Annotated in this window: 16 protein-coding genes; 5 read left to right on the plus strand and 11 right to left on the minus strand. The window is 37.7% G+C overall.

The genetic code is table 11. The features are described from left to right. Window positions 1-20: 20 nt before the first annotated feature. Window positions 21-629, minus strand: a complete 609-nt coding sequence (locus AC5JL8_RS21230) for a hypothetical protein (RefSeq protein ID WP_495881650.1) — start codon at window positions 627-629, stop codon at window positions 21-23. 233 nt (window positions 630-862) lie between these two features. After that, the gene (locus AC5JL8_RS21235) at window positions 863-1,447 is read right to left on the minus strand and encodes a thylakoid membrane photosystem I accumulation factor (protein ID WP_495881651.1); all 585 of its coding nucleotides are present in this window, start codon (window positions 1,445-1,447) and stop codon (window positions 863-865) included. Between the two features lie 248 nt (window positions 1,448-1,695). On the opposite strand from AC5JL8_RS21235, the gene AC5JL8_RS21240 reads away from it, so the two are divergent. After that, window positions 1,696-3,036, plus strand: coding sequence for a MurT ligase domain-containing protein (locus AC5JL8_RS21240; RefSeq protein WP_495881652.1), 1,341 nt, complete (start codon window positions 1,696-1,698; stop codon window positions 3,034-3,036). A gap of 86 nt (window positions 3,037-3,122) precedes the next feature. Here AC5JL8_RS21240 and AC5JL8_RS21245 read toward each other — a convergent pair whose 3' ends face one another. Then, window positions 3,123-3,524 carry a hypothetical protein gene (locus AC5JL8_RS21245; RefSeq protein ID WP_495881653.1) on the minus strand — a complete coding sequence of 134 codons (402 nt, stop codon included), beginning with the start codon at window positions 3,522-3,524 and terminating at the stop codon, window positions 3,123-3,125. Window positions 3,525-3,933: 409 nt separating this feature from the next. Here AC5JL8_RS21245 and AC5JL8_RS21250 point away from each other — a divergent pair, with 409 nt between their 5' ends. Further along, window positions 3,934-4,752: a type 1 glutamine amidotransferase gene (locus AC5JL8_RS21250; RefSeq protein WP_495881654.1), complete on the plus strand. Its 819-nt coding sequence runs from the start codon at window positions 3,934-3,936 to the stop codon at window positions 4,750-4,752. Here AC5JL8_RS21250 and AC5JL8_RS21255 read toward each other — a convergent pair. Then, entirely contained in the window at window positions 4,742-4,888 is a 147-nt protein-coding gene (locus AC5JL8_RS21255; protein ID WP_495881655.1) for a hypothetical protein, read from the minus strand. The genes AC5JL8_RS21250 and AC5JL8_RS21255 overlap by 11 nt on opposite strands. A 315-nt stretch (window positions 4,889-5,203) precedes the next feature. Here AC5JL8_RS21255 and AC5JL8_RS21260 point away from each other — a divergent pair, with 315 nt between their 5' ends. Together AC5JL8_RS21260 and AC5JL8_RS21265 are read left to right on the plus strand one after the other, a co-directional pair. Beyond that, window positions 5,204-6,928, plus strand: a complete 1,725-nt coding sequence (locus tag AC5JL8_RS21260) for an ABC1 kinase family protein (RefSeq protein ID WP_495881656.1) — start codon at window positions 5,204-5,206, stop codon at window positions 6,926-6,928. Between the two features lie 52 nt (window positions 6,929-6,980). After that, complete coding sequence (locus AC5JL8_RS21265) at window positions 6,981-7,379, plus strand: hypothetical protein (RefSeq protein ID WP_495881657.1); 399 nt, start codon at window positions 6,981-6,983, stop codon at window positions 7,377-7,379. Between the two features lie 275 nt (window positions 7,380-7,654). Here the strand turns inward: AC5JL8_RS21265 and AC5JL8_RS21270 are convergent, their stop codons facing one another. From AC5JL8_RS21270 to AC5JL8_RS21300, 7 genes are all read right to left on the minus strand, one after another. Continuing rightward, on the minus strand, window positions 7,655-8,590 hold the full coding sequence (locus AC5JL8_RS21270) for an Npun_R2821/Npun_R2822 family protein (RefSeq protein ID WP_495881658.1): 936 nt from the start codon (window positions 8,588-8,590) through the stop codon (window positions 7,655-7,657). A gap of 10 nt (window positions 8,591-8,600) precedes the next feature. Then, window positions 8,601-9,596 (minus strand): Npun_R2821/Npun_R2822 family protein, encoded by a 996-nt coding sequence (locus tag AC5JL8_RS21275; RefSeq protein ID WP_495881659.1) that lies wholly within the window; start codon window positions 9,594-9,596, stop codon window positions 8,601-8,603. 15 nt (window positions 9,597-9,611) lie between these two features. Next, on the minus strand, window positions 9,612-10,574 hold the full coding sequence (locus tag AC5JL8_RS21280; RefSeq protein ID WP_495881660.1) for a glycosyltransferase family 10 domain-containing protein: 963 nt from the start codon (window positions 10,572-10,574) through the stop codon (window positions 9,612-9,614). Between the two features lie 68 nt (window positions 10,575-10,642). Then, the gene (locus AC5JL8_RS21285; RefSeq protein ID WP_495881661.1) at window positions 10,643-12,889 is read right to left on the minus strand and encodes an ABC transporter ATP-binding protein; all 2,247 of its coding nucleotides are present in this window, start codon (window positions 12,887-12,889) and stop codon (window positions 10,643-10,645) included. Window positions 12,890-13,202: 313 nt separating this feature from the next. Continuing rightward, a complete protein-coding gene (locus AC5JL8_RS21290) occupies window positions 13,203-14,354 on the minus strand; it encodes a glycosyltransferase family 4 protein (RefSeq protein WP_495881662.1) in 1,152 nt (383 codons plus the stop codon). Window positions 14,355-14,735: 381 nt separating this feature from the next. Continuing rightward, window positions 14,736-15,773: a glycosyltransferase family 2 protein gene (locus tag AC5JL8_RS21295; protein ID WP_495881663.1), complete on the minus strand. Its 1,038-nt coding sequence runs from the start codon at window positions 15,771-15,773 to the stop codon at window positions 14,736-14,738. A gap of 338 nt (window positions 15,774-16,111) precedes the next feature. Further along, entirely contained in the window at window positions 16,112-16,336 is a 225-nt protein-coding gene (locus tag AC5JL8_RS21300; protein ID WP_495881664.1) for a hypothetical protein, read from the minus strand. 410 nt (window positions 16,337-16,746) lie between these two features. Here AC5JL8_RS21300 and gloB point away from each other — a divergent pair, with 410 nt between their 5' ends. Continuing rightward, a complete protein-coding gene (gloB, locus tag AC5JL8_RS21305; protein WP_495881665.1) occupies window positions 16,747-17,520 on the plus strand; it encodes a hydroxyacylglutathione hydrolase in 774 nt (257 codons plus the stop codon). The last annotated feature ends 1 nt before the right edge of the window (window position 17,521 follow it).

Below are 17,521 nucleotides of genomic sequence, written 5' to 3' on the forward strand. Positions count from 1 at the left end.
ATTCTTATCCTAGCTCTCAATCAACCAATAGGACGATTGCCAGGTTTTACCGCATGAATGTACTCACTACCAGAGTGCGGTCTGCCACGTTTATAATAGGCTTCTTCTGGTTTACCCCATCCTAACTGCAAAATTATTTCCAAGAAGTTAGAATTTTCCCACTTCCATAAACTTGCCCATTCTGTTCTTTGGGCAATTCTTTTAACATCATTTGTGGTAATTTGTTGGTATTGTTTGCTGTTATTAAAACTCAAGTATAAGTCCATCTCTACTGTGACTTCATACCAGAATTCCAGTATAGAATTTTTTGTAGCTTGTAATAATTTCAAGTCTCTGTCTAAAGCAATTAACTCACTATCTACTTTTGGATAGTGCAAAGATTTACCTTTGACATTCACTTCGTGCCAGATAATTCCTGACACGTGATTTTCTCTTTGATACTCGTGAATGGCAGCTTTAAAATCTTGATAGGCAGTGAATTTTTGCAACCCATCGGTTCTGATAAACTGGTCAATTAAAGGATTGCCAGAGACAGTTACCTCTAACTTCAAGCGTTCACCCTTGAGGCAAGCTTGTCGTTCGGCTGCTAAAATTTGGATGAGTTCCTCGGTAGTGTAAACCTTTGACATCAGAACACACTCTAATTAGTCATTGGTGAGTCAGTGGGATCTTGGGGATTTTTCCCATGAGCAACTGACGAACCCGGAGGGTCATTAGTCATTAGCATTAGTCGTTTGCTAGGGACTGTAGGCTATAAATGTTGATTAAGGTAGATATTTAAATATTATCCTTTGGGTAATTGAGAATGTAGTATCAGATTGCACTAAAAATCGAGGCAGACCAAATTGGTCTACCTCCAATGTTACTTACTTAACTCACCACTGAACTCATTGAAGGCGCGCCGCTTTAACTGCACTGATTCGGAGCGTGGTAATAAATAAAACACTTCTCTTAACCTATCGTCAATTTCCTCATAAGGCACTTGACCCTTCTGATTCAAGACTACTTTACCCGACTGATCAAAAACTACAACTTGAGGAACGCTTCCAGAATAGTAATATCCAGGTTCTGTGGCGTTGTAGTCCTTTTTGGATGGGATACTATCTACATTAATCGGAATAATTTCTGCTGCACGTCCATAGAATTCTTGTATCCGTGAAATTACAATGGCATATTCCTTACAATCTCTGCTGTCATCTACATAGAAAGCTAACACTGTCGGCTTATGCATCTCTAAAGACTGTGCCAGTGTCTGTTTCGGGGGGACTAGTGAACCATTACCAGCATAAACCACAAAGATATTGCCATCATAAATGTCATCTTTAATACCTGCAAATGCTGGTTGCATATTTAAAATGAACAGGCAAGCAAGTAGCATCAAAGCTTTGGAAACTAACTGCCGCCAGTCAGTTTTTTGTTGTAAAAAAAGAAACTTTATGCCATTCATCAAAAGGAACCTTGAGAGCTACTATTTGTAAGTTTGTGCTGAATTCAGCAACCAGCGCTGGATATATTATTACGTCCAAGCACTATTTTTTAAGATAACGCCTCTGGGGGCTAGGGACTAGGAACTGGGGACTGGGGGGTAAATATTAAAAATAATTTTCCCTATACTCAATATCGGCTGGTGTTTTGAGTTAGGATTCGCTAAACTCACAAAATTAATTTAAAACTTAAGGCTATTAGCTAACTACTGTGAGAAACAAAATACAACTTATAGATAGATTAAGACTTGGTTTCGCGGTGTCTGTAGCAAAAAGCGTGACATTTATAGTGCGATCGCTACGTCTAGGTGCTGCTAGTGTATTACCAGGCTCTATTGCCCGTCGCATCGAACCTCAACTCTTACAATTATTGAGCCAGCAAGTAAAACAAGGGGCAATTCTGATTGCTGGTACTAATGGTAAAACCACAACATCGCTGCTATTAAGAGAGATACTAGAACGCAAAGGCTACCGCGTTGCTCACAACTCAACAGGCGCAAATCTGGAAAATGGCTTGATGACAGCGTTGATGGACAATGCTAGCTTACTGGGCAGCTTAGATGTTGACTACGCCATTTTAGAAGTTGATGAGAACATCTTACCCAGAGTACTAGCACCAATTCAGCCAAAGCTCATTCTATGTTTAAACTTGTTCCGCGACCAACTCGATAGGTACGGGGAGGTAGATACTATTAGTAAACGGTGGGGACGTGCGATCGCTACTTTACCACCCCAAACCATTGTAGTGGCCAATGCTGATGACCCAACAATCTGCCATCTCGGTCAACAATTATCCCAACAGCGAGTTTCGTTTTTCGGTTTGAGTGAACCAGATCAGTATTTAGAAGCAATTCCTCATGCTGTTGATTCTATATATTGCCCCAGATGCGGACAAGCTTTAGACTACAAAGGTGTGTATTTATCCCACATGGGCGAATATAGCTGTTCTAATTGCGGCTTTAGTAGAAGTCAACCCAGCCTTAATAGCAGCGAATGGCCGCAAATTCTTGTTGGTTTATACAACAAATATAATACTTTAGCTGCTGCCACCGCTGCTCAAGAATTAGGAATTGATGAAGCTACTATCCGCGATACAATTCCCCATTTCCAAGCAGCTTTCGGCCGTGCTGAAGAGTTAAAAATTAACGGTAAAAAGGTAAGGATTTTATTATCCAAAAATCCTGTAGGAACTAATGAAACAATTCGCGTAGTCACTCAAAGTTCAGATAAAACTACTTTGTTAGTTTTAAATGACCGAGTTCAAGATGGCGAAGATGTATCTTGGATTTGGGATGTAGATACAGAAAAATTAGTTCAGCGTGGAGGTACTTTAGTAGTTAGTGGCGATCGCGCTTATGATATGGCCTTACGTTTACGCTATAGCGAACCCAAACCTCAAAACAATTGTAATCTGATTGTTGAAGAAGATTTACGTCAGGCTATTAACACAGCCTTAGCGCATACACCCAACAATGAAACGCTACATATATTACCAACATATACAGCTATGTTGAGTGTACGCGAAGTATTAACTGGTCGGAAAATTCTTTAATTGGGTACTAGGTACTAGGGACTGGGTACTGGGAAATTCTCACACCTCAATACCTTAATCCCTATCCCTAATCGTCAGTCCCTAACCTATTGCAGCTTAACGGCTGCACGTTGGATTGGTAGAACCTCTTCTAAAGTCAACTTATGGTCAGTTGTCAGATGGCTACTACAGCAAATAGTACTAAAAAACACTTGTTGACCAACTAATTGCGAAAAATGTTTTTCCAAAAGTAAGCGAGAGGTAATATCTCCTAATAATTCTGCGAGGTCTTTGGTCAGTTGGTCTTTGTCATCACGGTGAACCATTCTAAATTTGAAATTGGTTTCACCAACTAAATCTTTAACAGCAGAATCAAAATTGTCTTTTTTACCTTGAATATAAGCAAAAGATTGCTCTTCCAAGAAACTCCATGCTTCTGGAAAAATCTCACGAATTTTTTCGAGATGATTCTCAGTTTGGTAGACTAATGTAGCAGTTTTACAATCCATATAACAATTTTCAGGTTGTGAAACAAACCTATGCCAATCTGTAATATTACGGCTTAACAGGAAAAGTGAAACTGATTTTTGAAATTCCTTGATAACTCTTTTGGGATTATCTGCAAAATGTTACAACAAAACTGTTACATAAAATACGAAATCCTCAGCAATGCTATAAGTAGCCATTATCAACTGTGTATCCGAATAACGTATTAAAGAGGGAATCATTCAGCCTACGCAATTTAAGATTTATTTTATAGGTACGTTCTAGAGGCTAAAGACTAGATTCAAGTTTTTAACGTATAAATATACCAAGTATGGCAAATGTGCGATATGCTTACGCAAACTCTGGATATAGACCGGATTCTCCAAACTATAAGGAGAAAAAGTTATGAATTATCAATATATGTGAGGTTATATGAGTTCTCAAAAATTTGAAATCACAATTGGTTGGTTGTATCCAACACTGATGAGTACTTATGGCGATCGCGGTAATGTTATTACTATAGAACGCCGCGCTCAGTGGCGGGGGTACAACGTTAAAGTATTACCCCTGGATCAAAACGCTACAGCAGAAGATATTAAAATCGTAGATTTAATTGTAGGTGGTGGGGCACAAGACCGTCAGCAAGAAATTGTCATGCGTGATTTGCAAGGCGCAAAAGCCGACGCCATGCGTGAAAAAATTGAAAATGGCACACCAGGCGTATTTACCTGTGGTTCCCCTCAGTTACTAGGACACTATTATGAACCCGGTTTGGGACACCGGATTGAAGGCTTGGGAATACTTGATTTAGTCTCCGTGCATCCTGGTGAAAATACTAAACGCTGCATTGGTAACTTAGTGATTGAAGTTACAGCCACTCGTTTAGCCCAAGATTTAAAAGCGATGACGGGTAGCACACCGTATTTGGTTGGCTTTGAAAATCATGGCGGACGCACCAAGCTGGGGAAAGTAGAAGCTTTGGGGCGAGTCGTACACGGCTTAGGAAATAATGGTGAAGATGGCACAGAGGGAGCATTTTATCAGAATGCTATAGCCACCTATTCCCACGGGCCACTGTTACCGAAAAATCCCTTTGTCGCTGACTGGTTAATTCAAACAGCGTTACGACTGAAGTATCAGCAGCCGATTACCCTGGAACCGTTGGATGATACTCTAGCTGTGCAAGCACGGGAAGCGATGTTTAAGCGATTAAAAGTGAGTTTACCAACACCTGCTGCGGCTAAAGTTTAACAGAACCCTTGCGTGCGATCGCCCGTATATGCCTGAATGCAAACGGAGTTTCCATTGCCCCAAGCGCCGCTTGGGGAAGCGCAAGGATTGCGATCGCCTCGTTAGGTGGAAAGTCAAAAAGTTTATGACGCTTCATTGACCTGGCTACCATCCACATTTGGATTAGCAAAATCCTATTAGTGGCTAGATCCTGGTAGATACTGAATTGCTGTATCGCGCACAAAATCCTGGTAAAAAGAGAATATTTGTACTTTTATAAAGTAGAATTAAGAAAAAGATAAAATAATCTGGGCAGTAAAGTAGGCTTATATCGCTACAAATACTACCCAGAAGTTGGGTCAAGTTTAATCGTTTTTTATAAAAACTATCGATATCCTGTACTTGCAAGTAGCTTGTAAGTCTGGAAATAAACAAAAAAGTGTAATTCCCAGTTGAAGAGGCAAATAAAGGCGTGGGTCAGTATCAATCTGCTCAACTAAGGCAGTATAATCCAGACGCGATCGCTCGTTATTATCGTTATCGTCCTTGGCTTGCCTGGGGGCGTTTGCTGAGAATTATCTGGTCTTTTGCTGGATTTATTATTAGTCTTAAGTGGGATGAATGGCAAAATCAAGTCGAGCAAAACAAGAAGAAACGCGCCACTCAGCTGCGAGAACTGCTCATCCGGCTTGGCCCCACTTTTATTAAAGTTGGTCAATCCCTATCAACACGACCCGATCTAATACGTAAAGACTTCTTAGAAGAGTTGGTGAAGCTGCAAGACCAATTGCCAGCTTTTGATAACGTACTAGCTTATCACATTATCGAAACTGAACTTACTCGCCCAGTTCACGAAATTTTTAGCGAATTGTCACCTACTCCGGTAGCAGCTGCAAGCTTGGGTCAAGTTTATCGTGGACGTTTGCTCAGTGGAGAAGAAGTGGCAGTGAAAGTGCAACGCCCCAACTTACGCCCAGTTCTAACACGCGACCTCTACCTATTGCGTTGGGGAGCAAGTTGGCTTGCTCCTTGGTTACCCCTCAATCTCGGTCATGACCTCAGTTTAATTGTTGACGAGTTTGGCACAAAGTTATTTGAAGAAATTGATTACATCAATGAAGGCCGTAACGCGGAAAAGTTTGCACACAACTTCCGCAACGACCCCAGTGTAAAAGTCCCTAGTATTTACTGGCGTTATACTAATAGCCGTGTTTTAACCCTCGAATGGATTAACGGCTTCAAGCTGACAGACACTAAAAGCATCCGCGAAGTTGGTTTAGACCCTGAGGAAATTATCAAAATTGGTGTGACCTCAGGTTTACAACAGCTATTGGAACACGGCTTCTTCCATGCTGACCCCCATCCCGGAAATTTATTTGCTATGCCTGATGGACGCATGGCTTACATCGATTTTGGCATGATGGATCAGTTGGAGGAAACTACCAAAGAAACACTTGTAGATGCGTTAGTGCATCTGGTTAATAAAGACTACACCGACTTAGCAGAAGACTTTGTAAAACTAGGATTTTTGACACCAGACACAAACATTTGCCCGATTGTACCAGCGTTGGAAGCGGTATTAGGCAACGCCATTGGCAAAAACGTCAAAGATTTTAACTTCAAAACCATTACCGATGAGTTCTCGGAACTGATGTATGAATATCCTTTCCGAGTTCCAGCGAAGTTTGCTTTAATTATTCGTTCGCTAGTAACCCAAGAAGGTATTGCCCTTAGCCTCAATCCAAATTTCAAAATTGTTGAGGTGGGTTATCCCTACATAGCAAGAAGGTTGCTGACAGGAGAATCTCCCGAATTACGGCGGCGGTTATTAAATGTGCTGTTCAAAGATGGTAAGTTCCAGTGGCAGAGGTTGGAGAATTTAATTGCGATCGCCCGCACTGATGACAACTTTGATGTACTACCTACAGCACAGATGGGGTTGCAATTTCTGTTGTCTGAAGAAGGTAAGTTTCTCCGACGGCAATTGGTGCTAGCCCTAACTGAGGATGACCGCCTACATACGGAAGAAGTCCAACGCCTGTGGAATCTGGTAAAAGATGACTTACAACCCAATCGTTTATTTAGTGTAGCGATCGGCTTTTTAACAGAGTTATCCAAAGAAGGTGCATCTGCTATCCTGCCAAAAGCCACATCCTTTATTTCTTTTGGTGGTAATCAAGCACAAGGTCGAAACTAACAAGTAAAAGCGCACAATTACTTTTAAATTTACCTACCAATCAGGAGTTTTCATGTACTATTACCCTCTGCAACCGCCATATTTCCTACTACTTGTTGGTTTCTTGACAGCATTAACTTCTGGCATAGCACTATCTGGCACTTTAAAAGTAATTGTTCAAAAATGGGCAAGCAATGCCCACACCAACCCCTCCGGTGTACGGGTAGAAAATATTAAACCACGTTCTTTTTTGAAACAACTGCTTGTGCCATTTTTAGGTATAACTGGCGGTGTTTGCTTATTTCTCTCATCAGGTTTAGAAATATTTGGCTTTCCCACCTTGCTGGCTTTAGGAATTGGCTTGCCTGTAAGTTTGCTGACTTGTTTGTTAGTTTGGTTACAATTAGGAAGTATGCTGGATTTTGCGGAGCGCCGAGGAATGCAATCTCTAGATTTAGATTCTTTGTCTTAGAAATAGAAAAAACTTAATATTAGAAAAATTAACGTAAATGTTCATTGCAAGTAAAATATTATCCCAAAATGGAAGTATCAACTTGCATTGAACAATTTTTTTGTGTAGACTTTGCCGATTTTACTATTTTATAGTAATAGACTTATCTCTCTTTCTCACTATAGTGAGAAAAATTTTATACATACCCTGAAAGTAAATTTAATCATACAAGCGCATATTTTTGCTTGTTATTTAAATTTACTTATTGCAAACTGCTTAAAAACAAGGATTAAAAATCACTTATTGCTGAAAAATCCAGTACGTATTTTATTTTTAAATTTACTAAATGTTTGCTGCCACTGAGTTTGGGTTATAACTGCTGGCATAACTACCTGTGGTAATGCCGGATTCAAATTTCGGTAATTTTCCCAAATCTCCCAGTAGGGACAACCGGGTTGAATACGAATACCCGCCCAGTGAAGATATTGTAGAGGCTGATTGATTGTAGGATCAAATAAAATTTTGCCTTGAGCCTGGAAATAGGGAGTCCCCGCCCAATTTCCAGGCGCTTTGCCTTCTCTGCGGACAATATTGAAGCGGTGCGTAATCCGCTTGAGCAGCATATAGTTAATAATTGGTTGATCAGAAGTCTTTTCTGAAAAATCAAAGTATTCTGGATGATCTGCACACTCGGTGAATATATCGTACAAATCATTTTCCGAAATTAAATTTTTCTTAGAACCCCAAAAACCACCATTGAAAATATCTTGAACTTCTTTTTCAGTAAAGAGTTTATCTTTTAATACTTGAGGGGTAAAAACATTTTTAATTCCACCTAAATGTTGATAATCGCAACAAATAAAATCAGCTGTATCTAGATAGCTAAGATTATCAATTATTTTCTCAAAGACGACAATATCAGTATCAATATATAAAAATTCATCAAATGGGCCGAACCAACAAGCTTGTTTCCGAAATTGGTTGGGGCGGGCGAAAAACTTACCACCAAATGTTTGATGTAATTTTTGAGCAAGGCGGTCAATAAAATCTAAGTCTTGATAAACTTCTACTCCATAATATTTATTAAGTGTAGCTGCTATATTATGATAATTATCATCATAAGGAATCATTATAATTGGTGTGTCTGCATCATGCAATCGGATACTATTGAGTAAGGCGATCGCATGATCTGCTACTTTATCATTAGCAATAATATAAATTCCACGACTCATTATTTTTACCTCAGCCTTTTAATCCTAATTTTCTGAAAATCCGTTTACTTAAACTTGGTGGCTCATTATAAACTTTGGGTTTATTCGTAAATGTTGGTCGCTTTTCTGGCTCATGTAAATAACGATAATGCAAGAAAATATCTCGATAGGGAAAATCAATATTTTCTCCCTGGCAAACTTGTGTAAACAAGTTAGATGATAAACCAATGTAGTGGAGATAAGTTAATTGCTTACCTTTGTCATACAAAATATTATTTCGTGTTTCAAAATGAGTAGAAGTTACACAACAGCCTGTCTTCTCACTATTAGAAAGATGCAGGGCTAAATTATAGTTAGAAATGCCTGACCGCATTACCATGTAGTTAAGAACAGTTTGGTCAGGAGCCATAGAATACAGAACCTCAGCTTCACCTTGGCGTAATTTATCTAGTAATATATCTCGATTTTGGGCATTAAATATGCCTTTTTTGGAAGCATAAAAACCAGAACAGAATATTTCTGTTTGCAGTTGTTGCGGTGTAAATATTTCTGTTAATTTCGGTGCTAATTGGTTATAAACATGAGTTATATCTAAGTATTGAAAATCATATACTACCCAGTCATTCTGATTTAGCTGTGTAAAAATTTCCTCTAGTGGACTCATTAATAACGTATCGGCATCCATGTAGACAAAACGGTCAAAAGGGCCGTCAAAAGCACAGAAACGTCTATGAGTACCGACTCGATAATACTTGTCATTACTGATTTTCAACCACTGTTTTTGGGCAGAAGGGTGGGCATCCCAAATATTGCGAACAAACTCATCCCATTGCTGCATTGAATCTTGATTATCGTAAAGTTGCACATGAGGACGGTGAGTAATTTCCGCAGTAATTCGTGCTGTATTCTCATCATAAGGGTAAATACAAACAGGCATTTCTTGCCCATAAATTGCTTCTATACTATTAAGTAGAGCAATTAGTTGGTCATAAACTCGGTCGTTAGCGAGAGTACAAATACCATCCATATAAAAATCCAATATTTAGAGAGAAAATTTTGCGGTAAATTCTGATAACCAGTTGAGCAGATTTAGTTTGTGTAGGATAATTTGTCTAGCTTCCGTGATCGCATCTTTGGCAGCATACCAAGCATCAGGAGTAGCAGTCATTTCTTGGATATAAGCAATGCCTTTTTCATCCAAACTCGGCAATCGCAAAAAACTTCCTGGCGGCAATAATTTATCAGCAGCTGGCCCGCCATAGTAAATTGGCAAACACCATGCGAGTAAAGCATCCCACAATTTTTCACTAACATACCAGTTATTGTCGGCATAATTTTCAATTGCCAAATTGTAATAGTATGGAGCCATACCATACCATTTGCTACCTAATTCCCCGGATGTTTTTGACCATTTAGGTAAGTTGCGTCCGTACAAATCAAACTTAATATCGCTTGATTGTAGCGATTGTAAAAAATGTAACCTCTGACGATGATTAGCTGTGCGGCTAATCCCAGAAGTAATCCAACTACAAGGTAAGACTTTTTCAGGTATTGGCATTTCATTTAATTCTCGAAATGAGTTGCCATGATACCAAATAGCAGGCATATAGCCGGGAATAGGAGCAAAATCATCTGGCCCAGAAACATAGGCGCAATATTTCTGGGCTTGCTGATAATTATGTTTATTTATTTCTACAATTTCATCTAAAGGTGGTTCTCTAAGCAAATAAATAATCTGCTCTTTATTAACGCCTCGTAGTAGAGATTCAATATTATTTTCTGATTTTTGCTGATGTTTGCAAAATTTATTCAACCAAGATTGCCGTGGAGTTACTTGGGGAAAATCAAACTGATACATGAGTAGAAAATCTGGTTTTGGCGATGCTGCTAGCATTTGCATATTACCCCAAATTCCAAATTGCTTTGGGGTTTGTTGCCACAGCCAATCAATTCTATTTTCCAAACCTCGATAGCTGCTAATCATACCTACAGTTTTAATATTCATTTTACTTACTTTTCTTTATAGCCTTAGTTAATATTAAAATTAGCAGATAACAAAAATTACCTAAAATTTTAAAAAATATTATTCTCGAACTTTTCTAATTTATCGACTAAATCTAAACTAAATTCATAAGATTCTGTAATTAATTGTTTTAGCTCTCTAGGTGTACATAACGAATTATCAGCTAGATAGCCCAGAGAGCCAATTATAGTGTTAAGAGAAGTCCGAAATTCATTGGAGAGATGCCCAAAAATTTGATAATAATTAATTATGGTGTTATGATTTTGCTCGGAATCTGAGAAAAATTGTCCTGAAAATTGCAAGTTAATAATATCGTTAAAAACATCTATAGTAGTAAGAATTTTCCTGGCTGATTTATAAGATTCTTCTATTAATTCTTGCTGGTCTTGAGAATTTTCTGCTAGTCCATCAATTAATAAGTGCAGTAACCCAATCATCGAGTTCATCTGTGTGCGAATTTCATGACAGATGCGAAGCAAGCTTTGATTACTTTTAACTGTAACTTCAGGATGATCAGCAAATTGCATTGAGTACAGACGTGAGTAATAACCACCCTTTTGTAAAAGTTCGTTATGAGTTCCTACCTCTACTACACGTCCTTGATCTAAGACGGCAATTTGATCTGCTTTTTGGACTGTGGAAAGGCGGTGAGCAATTACTAGGGTTGTGCGATCGCGGCTGAGGTCATCGAGTGCAGTTTGTACTAAGCGTTCGGAAACGGTATCTAAAGCACTGGTAGCTTCATCCAGAATCAAAATTTCTGGGTTTTGTAGTAATGCGCGAGCGATCGCTAATCTTTGCCTTTGTCCACCAGATAGCATCACGCCGCGATCGCCAATAAAGGTGTCAAATCCCTGAGATAATTTGCAAATAAACTCATAGGCGTTTGCACGTTTTGCCGCTGTCAGAATTTCATCGTCAGTAGCCTCTGGTCGTCCATAAGAAATGTTGTTCCGCACCGTGTCATTAAACAGAAAAGTATCTTGGCTGACAATTCCTATCGCTTTGCGTAGCGATTTCAAATCGAACTCCCGCAGATCTGTACCGTCTAGGGTAATACAGCCAGACGTAGGGTCATAAAATCTGGGTAAGAGGTCTGCCATTGTTGATTTACCTGCTCCAGAACCACCCACTAAAGCTAGAGTAGTACCCTGTGGTAAATATAAATCCACGTTCTGAAGTACCAAGCTCTTATGGTTAGGATAGGAAAAACAGAGACGATTGAAATGCACTCCCTCTCGTAATTTTTGATAAGGAATCGTACCGCTTCCCATCAACGGCTTATTATCATGTCTTAAAAAGTCAGTGACAATATTTACACTGGCAGAGGTATTGGCAAAGCTACTACGAAGAAGATTTAATTGAGAAATTAAAGGAAGTAGTCGCAGTAGCACCAATAAATATGTGAGCAATACGGCAGAAAGTGAATTAATCTGGTTTACAAATAAGGTGCGCCCCAATAAGACAATCAGTATTAAGGCTATAATCCCAGTTACTTCGCTAACTGGCCCAATAGCTTCAGAATTTACCTGAGATTGAAAATCTGCCGTTTCTCTGTCTCTAATTAACTGTTTAATGCGTTTATATTCTCTTTCTTCATTTCCAGTTGCCTTGACCAGGCGAATACCACTTAGTGTTTCCAGCACCCGAATAGAATAAGATTTAGACATTTCTGAAAGCTGTTTGCCAAAATCTCTGGAGCGGTGAATGGCATACTGGTTGATTAATGTTACCAAAGATAGCAAAATCGTAGAAGCGATTGTCAACTGCCAGGATATTAACAGCAATATAATAGTAAAAACTAAAATTGTAATTACTAATATAATTAACTTGGCTATACTCCCAATTGCACTAGCAGTACGGCTAATTTCTCCACCAAGGCTGTTGATTATATCGCCAACTTTCATCTTGGTATAATAATCTAAATCAACTTCTAGTAATAAACGCAATCCTGCTTCTCGCATATCTGATGTCAGCGATCGCGTTAAAGAGCTTGATGTCAAAGAGCTAGCATAATTTGCCAAATTTTTTAAAATAATCGTAAATATAATTGCGCTAGACATCAGTATTAAGCGGTAATTTTCCGGCAAGCTATCAAAAGGAGATACTATCGTTTGAAAAATGGCCGGCGCTCCTGCTAAATTAACTGATTGCCCTACAATTTTGAGAATTACTGGCACAATCATTGCCGTACCTACACCATTAAACAAAGCTCCAGAAAATCCCAACAGGATTGTGAGGAATATTCTGCCTGGATAGGGACGAACAAATTTTAGTATTAGCTTGCTTGTAGACATTATGGTTTAGAGCGCAGGTGGCTAGTTTTTTTCACATTATTTATAAATTTATTGCTGAAGCAGATCTCATCAGACATGTAAAACTTAGTAATGCCAACTCATACTTTTTTATGTAGATAAAAAAATTAAAAATACTAGACAATTATAGATAATTCATGAAATTATGACTGACCTTTCTTTTACAAAGGGCATATTAGTGGTTATTTCAAGAGATTTACACAAATAAAATAGAATCGCTATAGTACAAATACTAGATTTTTTAATTAAAATAAATTTAGTTAGTTTTACATTTCCATCCCAACCCTATGAATGTTTACAAACGCAGGATTACATCAGCTAAAGTAGATGCCATTGCTTCTAAACTATATTTTTCTACGCATCTTTTTCTAGCCTTTTTGCCGCAGTTGTTTGCTTGCTCTAAATCTGCAAATATCAATTGGATTTTTTCAGCAAGTTGTTCGGGACAACCAGGATCAACTAGATAACCAGTTTCATCTAGAATTGTAGAGATATCTCCAACTCGTGTTGATAATACAGGTTTAGCCATTGCCATTCCATCTGTCAACTTTAAGGGGAATTGGGCACGAGAAGTTAAGGTATCTCGCTGAGGAACAACTACAATGTGAGCAGCTGCCACAATCTCTGGCATGACTTCTACAGGACACTTTGGTAACTTTATAATCCAATGTCCCCATTTTTGAATGAGTTTATCGTCATAATCATCGTAAGGATTACCACCCACAATCACTAGCCTTAAATCCGGCTGATTTAATATATCTAAGGCTAGTAAAACATCTTCAACTCCCTTATGGGGTCTTGGGGCCCCAGGAAACATTAAAATTCGATATTTAGAAAGACCATAACGCTCTCTACTAGACTCAGGATCATATTTGTCAGGGTCAAACATTGCAGTATCTTTACCATTAGGCACATAAACACCGCCAAACCGTTGTTGGAGAAATTGAGTATCTATTGTGACTGCATCTGCTTTTCGTACTAAGTTTTCCATCCATGTGAGATACAGCGGATGATCAGGAAATCTCAATGCACCATCCTTCTTGAAAATATCCCGATAAAATTGTTTAGCGCTGGGACGGTACTTCCATTCAGAACCTCCATACCAACTCAGTTCCCAGTCATCCATATCTAAAAGTAAAGGACGGCGACTGCTAAATTTCTTTAATAGAGCTACACCAAAACTTGTGGGTTTAGGTTTTACGGCATAAATAATATCACCATCTAGTTGTTGTAAAGCTTTTTGGGCAGAACCTAAAAAATCAGGATAATTTGTACCGATAATAGAGAAAACAGAAATTCCAGAAGGAGGAATTGCATATATTTCTTTTCCGTAATTAAAGCCGATAATCTCTACTTTATAATTAAGAATCTTTAGTACTTGTGCAAGTAAGAAAGCTCGGACGCTTCCGCCACCAGATAAATCGCTAACAATTAATGAAACTTTCATAATTAACAAACAAATCTTTAAAATTAAAAAAAACGCTAGCAGTGCTATTTTTTTATATAATTGATGGTTTTTTTAATCTGCTCTATTTTATTTAGAAGTAAGCTGCAAACTCTCTATATATGGCTTTGAGCATCAAACTCTTTGCGAAATCCTAGACAACAAAAACTAAGTTATATTCTTCTGTAGCATCGGATGTGGTTGAATATGCCATTTATTAATCAAAATTTTCAATGATAAACACTATTAGGTGCGATTATACTGGTTGCAAAAATATTTTTTTACTTTACTAATAAAAGTTTGAGATATTCAGAACTTTTTTGTATTCATACAAGCTTATCAAAATTTTGTTTAAATTAATATTTAAACAGCATTTTAAATTTATTATTTATAAGGCGATTTTAAAGCAGATCTTAAATAATTAATTTTTTTTGACGTGAAGGTTATTATTTTTCTTGAACGTGGGCCTCGATACTTTTCGTATAATAAAAAATTAGGCGTAATTGTCCTTAATCTATTTAATAGCTTTATAGAAAATTTATTATTTATTTTTATTTTTCCATCAAATAGATGCACTGGGGTAGAGATTAGTTTAATTAATTGATTAAAATTCTCTTTGTCCTGTTCTTGGATAGCTTCTTCTAGTAAATATTCCAATCCTATTTGAAAAAATGGTTTCAAAGATGGGTAATTTTTTGCCACATTTTCATAAAATGCAATGTAATATTTCTTCATGTAATTCCAATTATTGGTTCGATTTGACTGATGCTTTGTGTAGTAAGCACCAATCATAGGAGTATAAATAAATTTGACACCTGCACTTAAGATATCTATCGCAAAATATCTATCTCCTAGTGCTTTAAGATGCTCAGGAAACTTTGTTCTATGCAAAATGCTTTTTTTTAGAAGCATAGCTTGCTGGAGACAAGGATGAGGTGAGTCTGTTAGAAAATCAGGTATCAGTAAACGTTGGATTAATTGAGATGTAGCCAGTGAACCGATAATATTTTCCTGAGACCTAACAATATTTTCTTGCTCATCTATAAATACTCGCTCATAATTTGAGTAGAAAACTATATCTTCATTGGTATTAATATCCTGTAAATAACTTAATTGAAATCTAATTTTGTCTTCATGAATCCAATCGTCTGCGTCTAAATACTGAATCCATTCTCCTTGCGCCTGTTGAGCGCCAAAATTTCGAGAGGAAGGTAGCCCGCTATTTTCTTTAAAAAAGTATTTAACTCGTGGATCGATATTCATCAAATTTTCAGCCACTTGACGAGTAGTATCCTTAGATCCATCATCTATAATCAGACATTCAATATCTGCCAATGTTTGTGATAATACGCTTTTGACAGAGCGATCAAGGTAATGACCTTGATTAAAGCAATTAATAATAATTGATACAAGTGGAGACATTGGTTAATTATTTTTAAAGTAAAAATTTCATTGGCCGCTACTATTTACTAACATAGTAAGATAAGCGGCCCGGAAAGATTATCTACAGAATTAGTAACAATTAATAGCTTGTTGACTAATTGTTAAACTTATATACATATTTATAAATAATTAACTAATAAGTATGTCGTAGTTAACTGCTATAAATTATACTAAATATTTTTTTGATTTTAGGATAGCATACATAATCTTCATGTGAAATTTACTAATGCCAGCTTTGAGTGATTTGCATCTAGTGCTTTCTAGCAATTGCCTTTAGAGGATTTGGTTTCATAAATTTGTATAGTTATCAACTTGTATTACCAGTTAACTAGTTTTATCTGTCCCGTCTGTATATGGTCAAAGATGCGATTAATTTGACGACGTTCTCCATCGCTAATATCACCATTGGATAAAATAGTGGACGTGAGTAAAGTATGGTCTTGACGGCTCATCCGTCCTGAGATCAGAATTCGATCTACAATTTGCTTAACTGCTATTTCTGCTTGAGTATTGATTGTATATATGGATGGTTGGTAATTCATATATCTCCTGTAAATGTACCTGATCAGGACAGTATTTGCCCAAGTTTTAATATATAGAACAGAGCCGCATTAATATTAAAAATTGTTCAAGTTGGCTAACTAACGTAAATATTGTTAGTTTTCGATACCGAAATTTTTCGGTAAGTTGGAAATTAAAAAGAACAAAATAAATTTAACTTCGTATTTACACTTCTTCCCAGAGAAATATTACTGAGAAATTCAAATAATTGTCACTTTTTTGGGCATTAATTAGTAAATATACTGTTGTTTGTTGCTATATTTAATGAATTTTTACAGCTATTTTAAGTAAAATGTAAATACTTTATACATTTGGTACAGATAGCGTTGTTGGTTACTGGGCTTAAAATGCCAATTAATACTCAACATCTACTTATAAGAGAGATAGAGGTATGCAGGTCATTCGTCTTGAGGCCCTTTCAGACAACTACATATTTTTGCTGTACGATCGCATACAAAATATCGCCGCTGTTGTTGATCCAGCAGAAGCAGAACCAGTATTAAAGCAACTGGTAGAACTAAAAGCTGAGTTAGTAGCGATTTTTAACACCCACCATCATCATGACCATGTGGGTGGCAATCAGCAGCTAATGCAACATTTCCCCAAGGTGACAGTGTATGGTGGAGCCGAAGATCAGGGGAGAATTCCAGGACAACAGGTATTTCTGCAAGACGGCTCACGTGTTCAGTTTGCCGGGCGAGTAGCTGAAGTTATTTTTGTTCCTGGACATACTCGCGCTCACATTGCTTACTATTTCCCCCCAGAAATAGCTGGCGAACCCGGCGACTTATTTTGTGGCGATACTTTGTTTGCTGGTGGTTGTGGTCGTTTATTTGAAGGCACACCTACACAAATGCTGAACTCTTTGGATAAACTTCGCTCTTTACCTGATAATACGCACGTCTGGTGCGCTCATGAGTACACCTTAAAAAATTTACAATTTGCCCTTACCGTTGATCGTGACAACACCGAATTACAACAACGCTTAGACGAAGTAAAGGCTTACCGTAGTCGAGGGAAAGCCACTGTTCCTTCGCTCTTAGGAGTGGAGAAACGTACAAATCCTTTTTTACGCTGGGAGCAGCCACAACTACAATTGATTACCAAGAGTAACGATCCAGTGCAAACTTTTGCACGTATACGGGGAATGAAAGATAAATTTTAGT

Source organism: Mojavia sp. (assembly GCF_059505145.1).